The organism is Curvibacter sp. T50 (assembly GCF_057219955.1).
On the sequence record NZ_JBXVVU010000003.1, the window covers coordinates 181572 to 196353 of the forward strand.

Here is a 14782-nt window from a genome sequence, read left to right on the forward strand (position 1 = left end):
GAGATTACTTGGTACTTCGAGTGCCACCGAGCCGCCAATGCGCCCGCGTGTGGCTGGCATGGTCGATCAGACCTTCCAGGGTTTCGCCATCGCCCGTGGATATCAGGTGTTCCATGGCCTGTAACGATTGCTGGAACAGTCGTGACTGGGCAAGCAACTCCTCCCGGTTGGCCATCAGGATGTCGCGCCAGATTTTCGGGTCGCTGGCCGCAATGCGGGAGAAGTCGCGAAAGCCGGGGCCGCCGAGCGAGAGGAACTCACGGCCCTGCGGCTGCCCGGCAATCGAGTTCATCAGGGCAAAAGCAATCAGGTGAGGCAGGTGGCTGACGGCGGCAAACGCGGCGTCGTGGGCCTCGGGCGACATCCGCACGACGTGGCTGCCCAAGGCCTCCCACAAGTCGGCGGCGCGGCGCAGTTGGGTCGACTGCGTCCGTTCAATCGGCGTCAGAATGACTTGCTTGCCTCGATACAGATCCGGATCCGAGTGCTCAACGCCAGCGACTTCGCGGCCGGCGATCGGGTGCGCGGGCACAAAGCAACCAACCTGGTCGCGCAGAACCCGCCGCGCTGCATCGACGACATCGCGTTTGGTCGAGCCCACGTCCATGAGCAGGCAACTGGGCGAGACCAGGTTTCGGATCGCCTTGAACGTGGCTTCCGTGGCGGCGACGGGTACGGCCAGCAACACGATGTCAGCGCCGGAGACAGCCAGCAGCGCCGAGGGAGCCTCCACATCGATCACACCGAGCTGGCGGGCTTTCTCGGTCGTTGAAGGCGATTTGCTGTAGCCGACGACCCGCTTTACCAGCCCCGCCCGCTTCATCGCCAGGGCGAACGACCCACCCATCAGGCCGCAACCGATCAGGCCCAACTGTTCGAATACCGGAGGTTTGTGGTTGGACATGTTCACTCTCCGAGGGGGTAGGTGCCGAGCACCTTGAAGAAGGCACACAGGCCACGCAGTTCTGCCAATGCAGCGGCAACGGGGGGCTGCGAGGGATGACCCTCAAGATCAATGTAGAAATAGTATTCCCATTGCTGCCCTGAGCGCGCAGGGCGGGATTCGAAGCGCGTCATCGATACCCCGTGCGTTTTCAGCGGCACCAGCAGGTCGTGTACCGCACCTGGCCTGTTCGGAACCGAGACAATCAGGCTGACACAGTCGCGCCCGGAGGCCTGGGGCGGGCCCAGAACCGACGGCAGGCAGACGACGGCAAAACGGGTCCGATTGAAGGCGTCATCCTGAATGGCATGGGCGGCCACAAACAGGCCGAACTCCGAAGCTGCCCGTTCGCTGGCAATGGCGGCCCAGGCCGGGTTGGTCGCCGCCAGCCGCGCGCCCTCGGCATTGCTGGAAACGGCCCGTCTCTCGACATCGGGCAGATGGGTGTTGAGCCACCCCTGGCACTGTGCCAGGGCCTGCGGATGGGCCAGCACCGCTTCAATGTCGTCCCGCGAGTTTGTCTGGCGAAGCAGGTTGTGGCGCACCAGCAGGCTGGTTTCGCCGGTAATGTGCAAAGGCGACTGCAAAAACAGGTCGAGCGATCGCGAAACCACCCCTTCGGTGGAATTTTCCACCGGTACAACGCCAAACTCGGCGGTGCCGGACGCCGCACTGCGAAAGACTTCGTCGATGCTCACGCAGGGCACCCGCTCGATGCTGGAACCAAAAAACTGCAGGGCGGCCTGTTCGCTGAACGTTCCGGCCGGTCCAAGAAATGCGACGCGCTGGGCTGCTTCCAGCGCTCGACAGGCCGACATGATCTCCCGCCAGATGGGTGCCAGGCTGGCGTTTTTCAGCGGCCCGGGGTTGGCCGCCTGCAGCCCGGCAATCACCTGGGCCTCCCGTTCAGGCCGAAACACCGCGGAGCCTTCCGCGCGTTTGATTTCGCCCACTTCATGGGCGAGTCCGGCGCGGCGGTTGAGCAGGGTCAGCAATTCGCGGTCGACCCCGTCAATCAGGGATCGCAGTTCGGGAAGGGTTCGGGTCATGTCGGCTCGGGTCGAAACTCTGTTGAATTTTCTGTTTTCGGGTGCGAACTGTCTTCGCACAAGGGCATTGGACCGCGGTTCATCGCGAAAACCGCTCGGATCCGGTGCGTTTCAAATCTTTATGGCCAGTACCCAGCGTATTTTGGTCACTTTAAGCTACAAAAACAATAGTTTCAGGTCGGCCCGTCGGGTGCCGCGTCCGTGTCGCCGGTACCCGGCTCGGATGCCTCCAGCCCGTTGGCGTCGTTCTCCACAATGCGTTGCAGGCCGCTGAGTTCGGCGCCGGCATCCAGTGCAATCAGGGTCACGCCCTGGGTCGCCCGGCCGAGTTCGCGAATTTCGCTGACACGGGTGCGCACCAGCACGCCCTTGTCGGTGATCAGCATGATTTCGTCATCGGGTCGAACCAGCGTCGCGGCGACGACTTTGCCGTTGCGCTCACTTTGCTGAATGGCAATCATGCCTTTGGTGCCGCGGCCGTGGCGGGTGTACTCGGTAATCGAAGTGCGTTTGCCGTACCCGTTGATGGTGGCCGTCAGCACACTTTGCTGCTCGTCTTCGGCAACCAGCATGGCGATGACACTCTGGCCGTCGTCAAGCATCATGCCCCGAACGCCGCGGGCATTTCGGCCCATCGGGCGGACATCGTTCTCGTCGAAGCGCACGGCCTTGCCGCCGTCCGAGAACAGCATGACGTCGTGTTGGCCATCGGTGAGCGCTGCCCCGACCAGCACGTCGCCCTCGTCAAGGTCAACGGCAATGATGCCGGCCTTGCGCGGGTTGCTGAATTCGTCCAGGGTTGTTTTCTTGACTGTACCCATCCGTGTCGCCATGAACACATAGTGGTCTGCCGGGAAGCTGCGGTTGTCTCCTGTCAGCGGCAACACGACGTTGATCTTTTCCCCTTCGACCAGCGGAAACATGTTGACGATCGGGCGCCCGCGTGAGCCGCGGGAGCCGGAAGGAGCCTCCCAGACTTTGAGCCAGTACAGCCGTCCGCGGTTGGAAAAACACAGCAACCAGTCGTGGGTGTTGGCAATAAAGAGTTGGTCGATCCAGTCATCTTCCTTGGTCGCCGTGGCCTGTTTGCCGCGTCCGCCGCGTTTCTGGGCGCGGTATTCGGCCAATGGCTGGCTTTTGATGTAACCGCTGTGGCTGAGGGTCACCACCATGTCGGTCGGGGTGATCAGGTCCTCGGTCGACAGGTCCTGCGCACTGGTCTCGATCTCGCTGCGCCGCGCACCCAGTCGGGTCTGCCCGAATTCGCTGCGCACGGCCACCAGTTCGTCACTGATGATGGTGGAGACGCGCTCGGGCCGCGCCAGGATGTCCAGCAGATCATCGATCTGGGCCATCACGTCCTTGTATTCGGCGACGATTTTGTCCTGCTCCAGACCGGTCAGCCGTTGCAGGCGCATCTGCAGAATTTCCTGGGCCTGCGTTTCGGACAGGCGGTAGAGGCCGTCCGCCTGCATGCCGTACTGGCGCTCCAGCCCCTCGGGCCGGTAGTCATCGGCGTTGACCGTTCCGCCATCGGCCCGGGCCCGGGTCAGCATCGTGCGCACCAGCTGGCTGTCCCAACTACGCGCCATCAGCTCCGATTTTGCAACCGGAGGTGTGGGGCTTTCGCGGATGATGCGGATGAATTCGTCAATATTGGCCAGCGCCACCGCCAGACCCTCAAGCACATGGCCACGCTCGCGGGCCTTGCGCAGCTCGAAAACGGTACGTCGGGTGACGACCTCTCGCCGGTGCTCAAGAAACACCGTGATCAGATCCTTGAGGTTGCACAGTTTGGGCTGACCGTCGACCAGCGCCACCATGTTGATGCCGAAGGTGTCCTGCAGCTGGGTTTGCTTGTAGAGGTTGTTGAGCACCACCTCGGGCACTTCGCCACGCTTGAGTTCGATGACCAGACGCATGCCGGACTTGTCGGACTCGTCCTGGATGTGGCTGATGCCTTCGAGCTTTTTCTCGTGCACCAGTTCGGCCATGCGTTCCTGCAGGGTCTTCTTGTTGACCTGGTAGGGAATCTCGTCAACGATGATGGCCTGCCGCTGTCCCTTGTCGATGTCCTCGAAATGGCACTTGGCGCGCATTACGACACGGCCGCGGCCGGTGCGGTAGCCGTCTTTCACGCCCTGGGTTCCGTAAATGGTGCCTCCAGTGGGGAAGTCGGGTGCCGGAATGATCTCCATCAGTTCATCGATGGAGCAATCCGGATGACGTAACGCATGCAGGCAAGCGTCGACCACTTCATTGAGGTTGTGCGGAGGAATATTGGTGGCCATGCCGACCGCGATACCGCCAGAGCCGTTGACCAGCAGATTGGGTAAGCGAGTCGGCATGACCAGCGGCTCCTTCTCTGAGCCGTCGTAGTTCGGGCCGAAGTCGACCGTATCCTTGTCGATGTCCGCCAGCATCTCGTGGGCGATCTTCGACATGCGGATTTCGGTGTACCGCATGGCGGCCGCGTTGTCGCCATCGACCGACCCGAAGTTGCCCTGTCCGTCGACCAGCATGTGGCGCAGGGAAAAGTCCTGCGCCATGCGCACAATGGTGTCGTAGACCGCGCTGTCGCCGTGCGGGTGGTACTTGCCGATCACATCGCCGACGATACGGGCCGATTTCTTGTAAGGCCGGTTCCAGTCGTTGTTGAGTTCGTGCATGGCGAATAACACCCGCCGGTGCACCGGTTTCAGGCCGTCCCGCGCGTCGGGCAAGGCCCGCCCGACGATGACGCTCATGGCGTAATCGAGATAGCTGCGCCGCATCTCCTCTTCCAGACTGATGGGCAGGGTTTCTTTGGCGAATGAGGTCATGAGGAGGGCGGGCGACGCGAAGGGCTGGCCATTTTACGGGCACTCGCCTGTGGCTCAGTCGCAACATCCTGACGGGTCGTCGCGGGCAAAACCACGGCTTTGGCGCCGTTGCGGCCGCAGGCGCCGGCCGACGTATGGCACAATGGTCTTCAACGTTGTTGGTGGTGGTCACTATCAGCGTCCAATCTCTCGCAGCGAGGCTGCGGCTTTTTTCCCCATGAGGAGAACCATGAAGAAACTGAACAAAGTGGCGATGTTGTTTGCCTCCGCCGCCCTCGCTACCGCCGCCGGTGCCCAGACGATCGACAACTGGCGTGCCTCCGACGGAACCGTGTGGAAAAACGGCTCGAACGAACTGTGCTGGCGTGATGCTGCCTGGACCCCTGCCACGGCCGCCGCCAATTGCGACGGTGCGATCAAGGCTGCTGCTCCGGCTCCGGCTCCGGCTGCCGCCCCGGCTCCGGCTGCTGCTCCGGCTCCGGCTGCTGCCCCGGCCCCTGCTGCCGCGCCCGCCGCGGCTCCGGCTGCTCCGGCTCCGGCCCCCGCGCCGGCTCCCGCTCCCGCCGCTGCAACCAAGGTCACCTACGCAGCAGACGCCTTCTTCGATTTCGACAAGGCCGTCCTGAAACCGGAAGGCAAAGCCAAGCTCGACGATCTGGTTGGCAAGGTCAAGGGCATCAACCTGGAAGTCATCATCGCTGTCGGTCACACGGACTCGGTGGGTTCTGACGCCTACAACCAGAAGCTGTCGGTCAAGCGCGCCGAAGCGGTCAAGGCCTATCTGGTGTCCAAAGGTATCGAGAAGAACCGTGTCTACACCGAAGGCAAGGGCGAGAAGCAGCCCGTCGCCGACAACAAGACCAAAGAAGGCCAGGCCAAGAACCGCCGGGTTGAGATCGAGGTGGTGGGTACCCGCCCCAACAAGTAATTCTCCCGAATTGCTTGCGAAAAGCCCCGGCAACGGGGCTTTTTTTATGGTTTTGAGGAAAATCGTCCCATGAACTCCACGCCGAACGTCGACCCGGCCGAACTGGCCAAGTTTTCGGAACTGGCCCACCGCTGGTGGGATCCAGAAAGCGAATTCCGACCCCTGCACCAGATCAACCCTTTGCGCCTTGAGTGGATCAATGCTCAGATCCCACTGGCCGGCAAGACGGTGCTCGATATCGGTTGTGGTGGCGGCATTCTGTCCGAGGCGATGGCCCGCAAAGGCGCGGACGTGCTGGGCATTGATCTGGCATCGAAGTCGCTCAAAGTCGCCCAGTTGCATGCCTTGGAAGCAGCGGTTGCCAAGCTGCGATACCGTGAAGTCAGTGCCGAAGACCTCGCGATCGAGTCGCCTGGCACGTTCGATGTGGTGACCTGTATGGAAATGCTGGAGCACGTGCCGGCGCCGTCCTCGGTTGTAAGTGCTTGCGCAGCGCTGGTAAAACCGGGCGGCTGGGTGTTTTTCTCCACGCTGAACCGCAACGCCAAGTCATTCCTGTTTGCCGTAGTCGGCGCCGAATACATCCTCAATCTGCTTCCCCGGGGAACCCACGACTTTCAACGAATGATTCGTCCCAGCGAGCTTGCGGCCTTCTGCCGGTCGGCGGGGTTGGATCTCCATGGCACTCGGGGCATGGAGTACAACCCGCTGACCCGGCGCTACTGGCTCAGTGATGACATCAGTGTCAATTACCTGATGGCGGTTCGCCGGCCGGCCATCAACAGGAGTGCCGCGTGAGCCGTTATGGAGAAATCCAGGCCGTGTTGTTCGATCTGGACGGCACACTGATCGACAGCGCTCCCGACCTGGGGGCTGCTGCGGACCGGATGCGCACGTCAAGGGGGTTGTCGTCGCTGCCGCTGGCGGATTACCGGCCCATGGCGGGCGCGGGTGCACGCGGCATGATCGGTGTGGCATTCGGGCTTGTTCCTGAGCACCCGGACTTTGGCGCTTTGCGGGAAGAATTCTTTGCCAATTACGAAGCCTGCCTGAATGAACGAACCCAGGTGTTTGACGGCGTTGCGACCCTGATTGGCGAACTGGATTCTCGGGGGCTGCGCTGGGGGGTTGTGACCAACAAGATGGCCCGATTCACCGATCCGATCACCCGTGCCATGCCGCTGTTCGCAACCGCGGCCACCGTCATCAGTGGCGACACCACTCCCCATGCCAAGCCCCATCCCGCACCGTTGCTGGAGGCTGCGCGCCGACTGGGCGTAGCACCCGAGCGCTGCCTTTACGTGGGCGACGACGCGCGCGACATTGTGGCGGGCAAGGCAGCCGGCATGATCACGGTGGCGGCGACTTACGGTTACCTGGGGGTCGAAGGTGACGTGCAGTCCTGGCAGCCGCACGCGGTCATTGATTTTCCCGACCAACTCTTGAATTTGCTCGAAGCAGCCTAAAATAGCCGCTGAGGGGCTGCATTGGTTTCGACGTGGGTTGGAATCGTAGCGGTGCATGTCGAGCTGAATGCGCTCGTTAAACAGATTCAAACAAACTAACTGCAAACGACGAACGTTTCGCACTCGCTGCTTAAACACCAGTGAGCTTTACAACAGCAGGCCGATGGGCTGGGCAAGGGTGGACTGATCGAAAGGTCGGGCTGTCCAGGCTGTAAAGTTATTCACATCGGCTGGCTCCCGGTCGGGCATCTTGACCGGGGGCGAGATCCAAGGATGCTGGCGTCCGGTGTAGCGTGCGGCTGCGCGACACCGGTGGCGAGACTCAAACCAGACCGCTAAACATGTAGATCTGTACGAGGAAGATTGACGGACGGGGGTTCAACTCCCCCCAGCTCCACCATAATGTGAAATCCCAACCCTTATCCGGTTGGGATTTTTTTTGCCCGTTCCCCCTGTGTTGGCGCGGTTTCCGCCTCTTGCCTCTTGAGCGCAGCCCTCCGGAAGTCGCCGTTCCAGGCGCGCATTCCGCCGTTTTTCTCTCTCTGTTCTCTGTTGCCCTCTTGAGCATTCAAGGCCCGAAGTCGTGGATTGACGCGGGTTTGCGGGCCGTCGGTTTGCTTCTTCGCTTGCTCTAGCGGGCGCGACTGAGACGGCGAAAGGCACAAAAAAACCGCCAGAACCGAGATTCGGGCGGCGTGTCGGTGTGGCACGGATGTCAGCGCGAGCCTGCCACCAGCGCCTCACGTTGCGCCAGCCAGGACGCCGACAACCTGCCGCGCAGCAACTGGCTGACGCCCACATCGAGGCGTCCCAGGGCGATGGCTTCGATCAAGTCGGGGGCCAGTTGTGCCAGTCGGCTCCCCACTCCCGAAGTTGGCGGCAAGCCACTCCGGTCTTTTTAGCAACCCCCAGATGGAGTCATCAATGAATGATCGAACCGACCCCGCTGCTCCTGATCGGCTTGCTGCTGATCCTGCTGGCAGTTCTTCTCAACAGGCGGCCGCCACCGCCATGACCGTGGCCGACGCGATTGAGGTCGCCCAGACCTGCACCCTGGCCGGGCGCACCGACCTGATCGCAGGCTTCCTCGAAGCGAAGGCATCACCCGCCAAGGTACGCAGTCAGTTGCTGGCGGCGAAGGCCGAAGCGTCCCCCGAAATCGTCAGCCGCATCGCTCCCGATGCTGCTGCATCCACGAGCAACCCGCTGCTCGATGCCGCGAAGCAGCTCGCGGCCAAGTCCGCATCACTGAAGAAGGAGATCTGAGATGCCCACCGTGTTTTCTGAATCGATGAACTTGGGCGACCTGCTCAAGTACGAGGCCCCAACCCCGCCTTCTCGATGTCGGCGCTCACCGCCGCCATCAACTTCCTGCCCAACAACTACGACCGCTTGGGCGCGATGGGCCTGTTTGTCGACAAGCCGCAGCGTTTTCGCTCGGTGATCGTGGAAGAGCAGAACGGTGTGCTCACCCTGCTGCCAACGATGCCCCCGGGCTCGCCGGGCACCGTGGGCGTGCGCGGCAAGCGCAAGGTGCGCTCGTTCACCATTCCGCACATCCCCCACGACGACGTGATTCTGCCGGAGGAAGTTCAGGGCATCCGCGCCTTTGGTTCGGAGACGGAACTGCAGACCGTGGCGGGCGTGATGGCGCAGCACCTGCAGACGATGCGCAACAAGCACGCGATCACGCTGGAGCATCTGCGCTTCGGCGCGCTCAAGGGTCAAATCCTGGACGCCGATGGCAGCGTGATCTACGACCTCTACAACGAATTCGAGATCACGCCCAAGGAGTTCGCCTTTGAAATTGCCGATCCCGCCAGCGGGTTCGACGTCAAGAAGGCCTGTCTGGACGTCGTCCGCTACGTCGAGGACAACCTGCAGGGCGAACGTATGAGCGGCCTGCACGCCTTCGTCGGCGAGGACTCCAACATCGACTGGCTGGCGTTGTTCGGCGAGCGCGGCGACGACCTGCTGTCGGCCATCGCCATTGCCGTCGGCAAGCCTCGGGCGTGGGTCGATGAGCTGGCTGCCGATGAGGCAATCCTGCTGGCGGCCAAGGTGATCGAGGTGAACGCCGATTTTTTTACCCGGACGGTGATCCCGAAGCTCGACGGGCTGTTCAGCCAAGCGAAGCTGCCGCCCATCGTGAAAGCGGTGGCTGGTTTGACGCCGTCCAGCACCTGATCGAGCACGGCCACCGCCTGCAGGACATCCTCGACTACACGTTGGCGCAGGTGCGCGGCTTCGTCGCTGCGACGGCGCGCACCGATGCGGCCCGCGACGCTCGGCTGCTGGTCGCCAGCTGTGGCGACCACTTCTTACCTCATCACCGGAGCCTTGCTGATCCAGTCTGCCACCCGGCAAGCCGGTCGCCCCATCACGCTGGTGGGCGCACCCGACATGGCTTGGGTCACGCGGGCCACGGTCGAGCAACTACGGGCCTGGGCCGCGCTTCCAGTCGGCAGTGCTATCGGCCGATTCGGCTTGACCTTCGCCGATGGCCGCTCGTTCACCGTGGCATTCCGCCACGCAGAAACGGCCATCGAAGCTGAGCCCGTGCTAGGCATCCCGGCCCGTGCCGCTACCGACTTCTATCGCCTGACCCTTCGATTCCTGGAGATCTGAGATGCCGATCCAATCCGGCGACGTGAAACTGCTGAAGTCCGCCGTGATGGCGGACGTGCCCGAGGGCGGTGGCGCGCCCACGGGCAACACCATTGCCGATGGCGTCTCGAACGCCATCTTCCCTGACATCTCCGAGCTGGATCGCGCCGGGGGCCGGGTCAACCTGCGCAAGTCCTTCGTGTCGGTGCAGACCGACGACACCGACACCTACTTCGGTGCCAACGTGATCGTGGCCGAGCCGCCGCAGGATGCGCGCGTCAGCGTCACGCTGTTCAGCACCGAGAAGACCTTCGACACGCGCGAGCAGGCCCAAGTCCGTATCGAGGCCTACCTCAACAAGGGCCCGGAGTGGGCTGGCTACCTGTTCGAGAACCACATCGCGGGCCAGCGCGTCATTCAGCTTTTCCAGCGCACCACCGACACCGTTCCCAATGTCGGCCAGACCTTGGTCTTGATCGAGAACGAGGGCCTGGGCACCCAGAAGGAGCAGTACATCCGGGCCACCTCGGTGTCCGTCGTCGAGCGCACGTTCACTTACGACGGCGACAAGGACTACAAGGCCAGCATCGTCACGGTCGACATCGGCGATGACCGACTGTTCTTCTTGTTCTGCACCAATGCTGCCGGATACGGCTGGTACGGGCGCAGCTCGTATTGTTTCGGCGACATCAGCAGCTTCAAGCCCGGCGACAACTACGGCACCGTGCTCTGTGCTGAAGACGTCTATTGGAGCAACAGCAGCAGCGGCTATTCGAGCTACCCGGGGCAGTACAACGGCTACGGGCTGATTTCGTCTTTGGACTTCTCGGGCAAGGTGCTGTTGCGCAATCACACCCAGCTCGGCAACCCCGTTCGCTTCGGGCTGACCTCCCTGAACACGAACAACGGCCAGCAAATCTGCGGTCGGGGTCCGACGCCGTTTCCGAACGGAGCCGACTACAGCTTGTGGCTGCTGCCCACCTACCTGCGGCAGGAAGACGGGCATATGCGCGGCATCCTGCCCGGGATGCTGTGGATGCCGCAAGACCGGCCCTACAGTGATCAGACCATCGTGGACAACGTGGTCGGTCAATCGGGAAAGCGCTTCCTGTTGGTCAGGACGCAGTACAGCTCGGAAACCGAAGGCGCGCAGATCGCGTTCGACATCACCGGCCCGTGGAGGTAAGCCATGAGCTACCCGCTGAGCGAGTCCTTCGCCACGGCTCCCGCGCCCGGCTACACCGCAGTGCTGGGCGGAATGGCCGCAACACACAACAGCGCGCAGCAGTCCATCGACATCTCGACCCCCAACAGTCAGTCCATCCTGCGCTTCAACGAAACCGCCCACGGCGATTTCTGGTTCGAGGTCGATGTCGAATTGCTGACCGACCCGAGCGCCCGCAAGCACATCGGCCTGTGGATGACTACCGGCAACGGCTCCGAGGGCTACCGATTCGCGCATCTGGACGGTGCCTGGGTCGTGACACGCTGGAACAGCGGCTTCGGCGACGGCGCGGCAGTGACGGGCGGCGTCAACGAGGGAGCAAAACCGGTCGCGGGCGTCGCTGACGTGGCCCCGACCTTCAACGTCGGCCAGCGGATGACCCTGCGCTGCGAGGTCATCGTCGGAGCCTTCGACGCCAACGGCGTGCCGTGGGCCCGTCTGATCCAGTTCAAGGCCGGTGGGGTGCTGATGTTCCAGGTCGGGGATGCGGCCTACCGGGGCAAGCTGATCCCGGGCGTGTTCCTGTATGGGGCCACGGCGCGTGTCCACGCCATTGAGGGTGACACGCCGTCAGGTCTGCCCGCATTTCCCGCAACCGTCGGCGTGAACGCCGCCGATGACCTGTTGCCACTGGCCGGTGGGTCGACTTCGGTGCTACCTGATCCCACCGCCAACATTGGCGTGAATGCCGACTGCGACCTGATGCGCTTGAACAGCCCCAACTCTGAACTGTGGAACCGGGGCGGCGGCTACGACTGGCACTTCCACGCGATTCCGAACGGCCGCAAGGACATCCACTTCAGCGGCCACGGGGTGATCGTCGGAACCGTGAAGGAGAAGGGTCAGCCCGACCAGCCCCTGGTGCGGCGGGTGCAACTGATCAGCGAGAACACCCGCGTCCTTGTGGCCGAGACCTGGAGCGACACCACGGGCGCGTACCGGTTCGAGCTGATCGACCCAGCCCAGAGATACACCGTCGTCAGCTACGACCACAAGCAGATGTACCGCGCCGTGATCGCGGACAACCTTCATCCGGAGATGATGCCGTGACCGTTGCCATCACTGTCGAACACAACGAGGCGCGGCTGGCGGGAACCCTGGCATTTCTGGATGCAGGCAGCAACCCGGCGCGTCTGCGCATCTACGGCGGCACCCGACCGGCTACACCGGCGACGACGCCGACGAGCGCGATGCTGGTCGAGATCAGGCTCACCAAGCCTGCAGGCACGATTGCAGGCGGGCTCCTGACGCTGGCGCAGCAGGAGGATGGCTTGATCACCAGCACCGGCGTTGCTTCGTGGGCGCGGCTGGTCAATGGCAACGAAGTCACGGCGCTGGATCTGGACTGCAGCGGCACGGATGGCAGTGGTGACGTGAAGCTGGCAAGCACCAATCTCTATCTGGGCGGCGACGCACGGATGGTGTCAGCGATCCTGGGGTAGGCCGGTGCCGAGCGCATCCAGCGAATTGATGCTGGCCGTCACGCTTCCGATACCCGAGGTCAGCATCGCGTTCGGTCCACCTCTGGTCAACCTGCTGTTCGATCAGCCTGCCGCCACCGACGCCAACTTAGTGTTCGGAGCGGGCTTCGTCGCACCGCGCGACGACTTGGTTGTGCTGGCCAGCCTGCCGCTGCCGGTTGTCTCGATCAAGTTCATCCCGCCAGCGCGGGCCGAATTGCTGGCAGAGCTACCTGCCTTGACGGTCAGCACGTTGCTGCTGCGCCCGAGCGTGCCCTTGGACGTTGCGGGCGCAAGTCTTCCCGGTGTCGTGTTCTCCGGCGAGGTCAGGTACTACTCGCGCACGCAGCGACCGACGGTTGGCCAGACCGAGCACCCTTGGCAGGTGGCGAGGCAGACCGAGGATGGTGCCGCTCAGGGCCAGCAGGACGCTGCAGCAACACCCGCTGGCTGGGCCGCGTTCTGGCGGCGCACCTTGGGTGTTCCTCAAGGCATCCAGCACAGGTTGCCGCCGGTGCTGGCGGCAGCGCCCGAGCAACGAGGCGCTCGCCACCAGGATGCGACCCGGCTGCAGGATTCGACGTGGTTTACGCACCAGGACGCCACGCGGTTTGAAGCGGCCCGACGCGGTCTGTTCCAGAACGCAGGCCCTCTGCGGAATGCCACGCGGTTCCGGCATCAGGACGGTGACCGCACGAAGCGCGCCGGGAGAGTGTCCCTGTGGCAAAGCGCTGTGTTGGTGGTACGCGGCCAGGGGAGCGATTTTCAGACCGCACGGCCGCAACTAAAGGGCTGGCGCGGCAGGTATCAGGAGGCGGTGCCACCGCCACCGGGCATCAGCCGGTGGGTGGTGCCCGAGCCGCCTGTTCCGCAGCCTTGCTACACGCCCAGTCCGCACCTGCTGTTTGCCGCGTTGGCCGCGACCGATGGGCATCTGCTGTTCCTTTGTGAAAACTACGTCACCCCACCACCTCCGGATGGTGAGCCGGTGGTCATTACTGTTCGGAGGGTCTATTTCGTGATCAACAACGTGACCCTGTTCCGCGTGTCCGATGGCGCGCCGATACCGGTGTTCAATCTCTCGCTGTCGCTCGATGCCTCGTCTTGGGCGTGGGGCTTCGATGCGGTTCTGCCTGCCAGGGCCGAGTCCCTGGTCGCGCCCGGCAGCGCATCCGGGCCAGTCGAACTCGTGGCCAGCGTCAACGGCACCCCGTTTCGCGTGCTGGCCGAGAGCATCAGCCGCGAGCGCATCTTTGGTGACGCCAGCATCCGCATCTCCGGACGGGGGTGCAATGCCGTTCTGGCCGCGCCCTACGCGCCGGTGATGACGTTCTCGAATACCGAGGGCCGCACTGCTCGGCAGTTGATGGACGATGTGCTCACGGTCAATGGCATCCCGCTGGGCTGGGCGGTCGATTGGGGCCTGACGGACTGGAACGTCCCCGCCGGTGCGTTCGCGCAGCAGGGGTCGTGGATCGACGCACTGACCGCCATTGCCGGTGCTGCAGGTGGCTACTTGATTCCGCATCCCTCGGCCCAGAGCATCCGCGTGCGTCACCGCTACCCGGTCGCGCCTTGGGAATGGAGCACGGTCACGCCCGACTTCGTGTTGCCCGTCGATGCTGTCGCCCGCGAGTCGCTGCGCTGGTTGGAAAAGCCTGCGTACAACCGCGTGTTCGTTTCCGGGCAGGACGTCGGCGTTCTCGGGCAGGTGACCCGGGCCGGGACTGCCGGAGATGTGCTGGCACCCATGGTCGTCGACCCGCTGATCACCGAAGCGGCGGCCGCGCGTCAGCGTGGCATCGCCGTGCTGGCCGACACCGGTCACCAGCTCGAGGTTAGCCTGCGCCTGCCTGTGCTCGCAGAGACCGGGATCATCGAGCCCGGCGCGTTCGTGGAGTACCAGGACGGCAGCGTCACGCGACTGGGCATCGTCCGCGCGACCCAGGTGGACGCCGGGATGCCCGAGGTCTGGCAGACGCTGGGAGTGCAGGCCTATGCATAACCTCTACGAGCAGTTTCGCCAGCTGATCCCCGAGCCGCCGCTACAGGCGGGCACCGTCATCGACGTCGGCTCCGGCGTGGTCACTGTCGCATTGCCCGGTGGTGGCCGAATCAAGGCGCGGGGCTCTGCGGCCCTTGGCCAGAAGGTGTTCGTCCGCGACGACGCCATCGAAGGTATCGCCCCCAGCCTGACGCTGGAAATCATCGAGATCTGAAACCGAACTGATTCAACCCTGAGACCCGCCCTGATGCTCACGCATCGGGCGGGTTTCGCATTT

General features: G+C 63.4%; 15 protein-coding genes and 1 other RNA gene. 12 read left to right on the plus strand and 4 right to left on the minus strand.

The window, feature by feature from the left end:
- Positions 1 to 4: 4 nt before the first annotated feature.
- The 3 genes from AC2EBU_RS12470 to gyrA all read right to left on the minus strand — a co-directional run bounded on the left by AC2EBU_RS12470 (position 5) and on the right by gyrA (position 4814).
- Positions 5 to 904: a prephenate dehydrogenase gene (locus AC2EBU_RS12470; RefSeq protein ID WP_484610751.1), complete on the minus strand. Its 900-nt coding sequence runs from the start codon at positions 902 to 904 to the stop codon at positions 5 to 7.
- Between the two features lie 2 nt (positions 905 to 906).
- Positions 907 to 1992, minus strand: a complete 1086-nt coding sequence (gene pheA, locus AC2EBU_RS12475; RefSeq protein ID WP_484610752.1) for a prephenate dehydratase — start codon at positions 1990 to 1992, stop codon at positions 907 to 909.
- 173 nt (positions 1993 to 2165) lie between these two features.
- Entirely contained in the window at positions 2166 to 4814 is a 2649-nt protein-coding gene (gyrA, locus tag AC2EBU_RS12480) for a DNA gyrase subunit A (RefSeq protein ID WP_484610753.1), read from the minus strand.
- Positions 4815 to 5043: 229 nt separating this feature from the next.
- Here gyrA and ompA point away from each other — a divergent pair, with 229 nt between their 5' ends.
- The 4 genes from ompA (at position 5044) to ssrA (ending at position 7608) form a co-directional block, all read left to right on the plus strand.
- Complete coding sequence (ompA, locus tag AC2EBU_RS12485; protein ID WP_484610754.1) at positions 5044 to 5742, plus strand: outer membrane protein OmpA; 699 nt, start codon at positions 5044 to 5046, stop codon at positions 5740 to 5742.
- Positions 5743 to 5811: 69 nt separating this feature from the next.
- Positions 5812 to 6540 (plus strand): bifunctional 2-polyprenyl-6-hydroxyphenol methylase/3-demethylubiquinol 3-O-methyltransferase UbiG, encoded by a 729-nt coding sequence (ubiG, locus tag AC2EBU_RS12490; RefSeq protein ID WP_484610755.1) that lies wholly within the window; start codon positions 5812 to 5814, stop codon positions 6538 to 6540.
- Positions 6537 to 7208, plus strand: a complete 672-nt coding sequence (gene gph / locus AC2EBU_RS12495) for a phosphoglycolate phosphatase (protein WP_484610756.1) — start codon at positions 6537 to 6539, stop codon at positions 7206 to 7208. Before ubiG ends, gph begins: the two co-directional genes overlap by 4 nt.
- 12 nt (positions 7209 to 7220) lie before the next feature.
- Positions 7221 to 7608, plus strand: a transfer-messenger RNA (tmRNA) gene (gene ssrA / locus AC2EBU_RS12500).
- A 315-nt stretch (positions 7609 to 7923) separates the two neighbouring features.
- Here the strand turns inward: ssrA and AC2EBU_RS12505 are convergent.
- On the minus strand, positions 7924 to 8073 hold the full coding sequence (locus tag AC2EBU_RS12505; protein WP_484610757.1) for a hypothetical protein: 150 nt from the start codon (positions 8071 to 8073) through the stop codon (positions 7924 to 7926).
- Between the two features lie 59 nt (positions 8074 to 8132).
- On the opposite strand from AC2EBU_RS12505, the gene AC2EBU_RS12510 reads away from it, so the two are divergent.
- From AC2EBU_RS12510 to AC2EBU_RS12545, 8 genes are all read left to right on the plus strand, one after another.
- Entirely contained in the window at positions 8133 to 8474 is a 342-nt protein-coding gene (locus tag AC2EBU_RS12510) for a hypothetical protein (protein ID WP_484610758.1), read from the plus strand.
- 75 nt (positions 8475 to 8549) lie between these two features.
- Positions 8550 to 9395 carry a major capsid protein gene (locus tag AC2EBU_RS12515; protein ID WP_484610759.1) on the plus strand — a complete coding sequence of 282 codons (846 nt, stop codon included), beginning with the start codon at positions 8550 to 8552 and terminating at the stop codon, positions 9393 to 9395.
- A 120-nt stretch (positions 9396 to 9515) separates the two neighbouring features.
- The gene (locus AC2EBU_RS12520) at positions 9516 to 9836 is read left to right on the plus strand and encodes a hypothetical protein (protein WP_484610760.1); all 321 of its coding nucleotides are present in this window, start codon (positions 9516 to 9518) and stop codon (positions 9834 to 9836) included.
- Position 9837: 1 nt separating this feature from the next.
- The gene (locus AC2EBU_RS12525; protein WP_484610761.1) at positions 9838 to 11001 is read left to right on the plus strand and encodes a hypothetical protein; all 1164 of its coding nucleotides are present in this window, start codon (positions 9838 to 9840) and stop codon (positions 10999 to 11001) included.
- Between the two features lie 3 nt (positions 11002 to 11004).
- Entirely contained in the window at positions 11005 to 12090 is a 1086-nt protein-coding gene (locus AC2EBU_RS12530) for a hypothetical protein (protein WP_484610762.1), read from the plus strand.
- Positions 12087 to 12482, plus strand: coding sequence for a hypothetical protein (locus AC2EBU_RS12535; protein WP_146463192.1), 396 nt, complete (start codon positions 12087 to 12089; stop codon positions 12480 to 12482). Before AC2EBU_RS12530 ends, AC2EBU_RS12535 begins: the two co-directional genes overlap by 4 nt.
- A 4-nt stretch (positions 12483 to 12486) precedes the next feature.
- On the plus strand, positions 12487 to 14505 hold the full coding sequence (locus tag AC2EBU_RS12540) for a hypothetical protein (RefSeq protein ID WP_484610763.1): 2019 nt from the start codon (positions 12487 to 12489) through the stop codon (positions 14503 to 14505).
- Positions 14498 to 14719, plus strand: coding sequence for a hypothetical protein (locus AC2EBU_RS12545; RefSeq protein WP_484610764.1), 222 nt, complete (start codon positions 14498 to 14500; stop codon positions 14717 to 14719). The genes AC2EBU_RS12540 and AC2EBU_RS12545 overlap by 8 nt, the downstream gene beginning before the upstream one ends.
- Positions 14720 to 14782 lie beyond the last annotated feature (63 nt).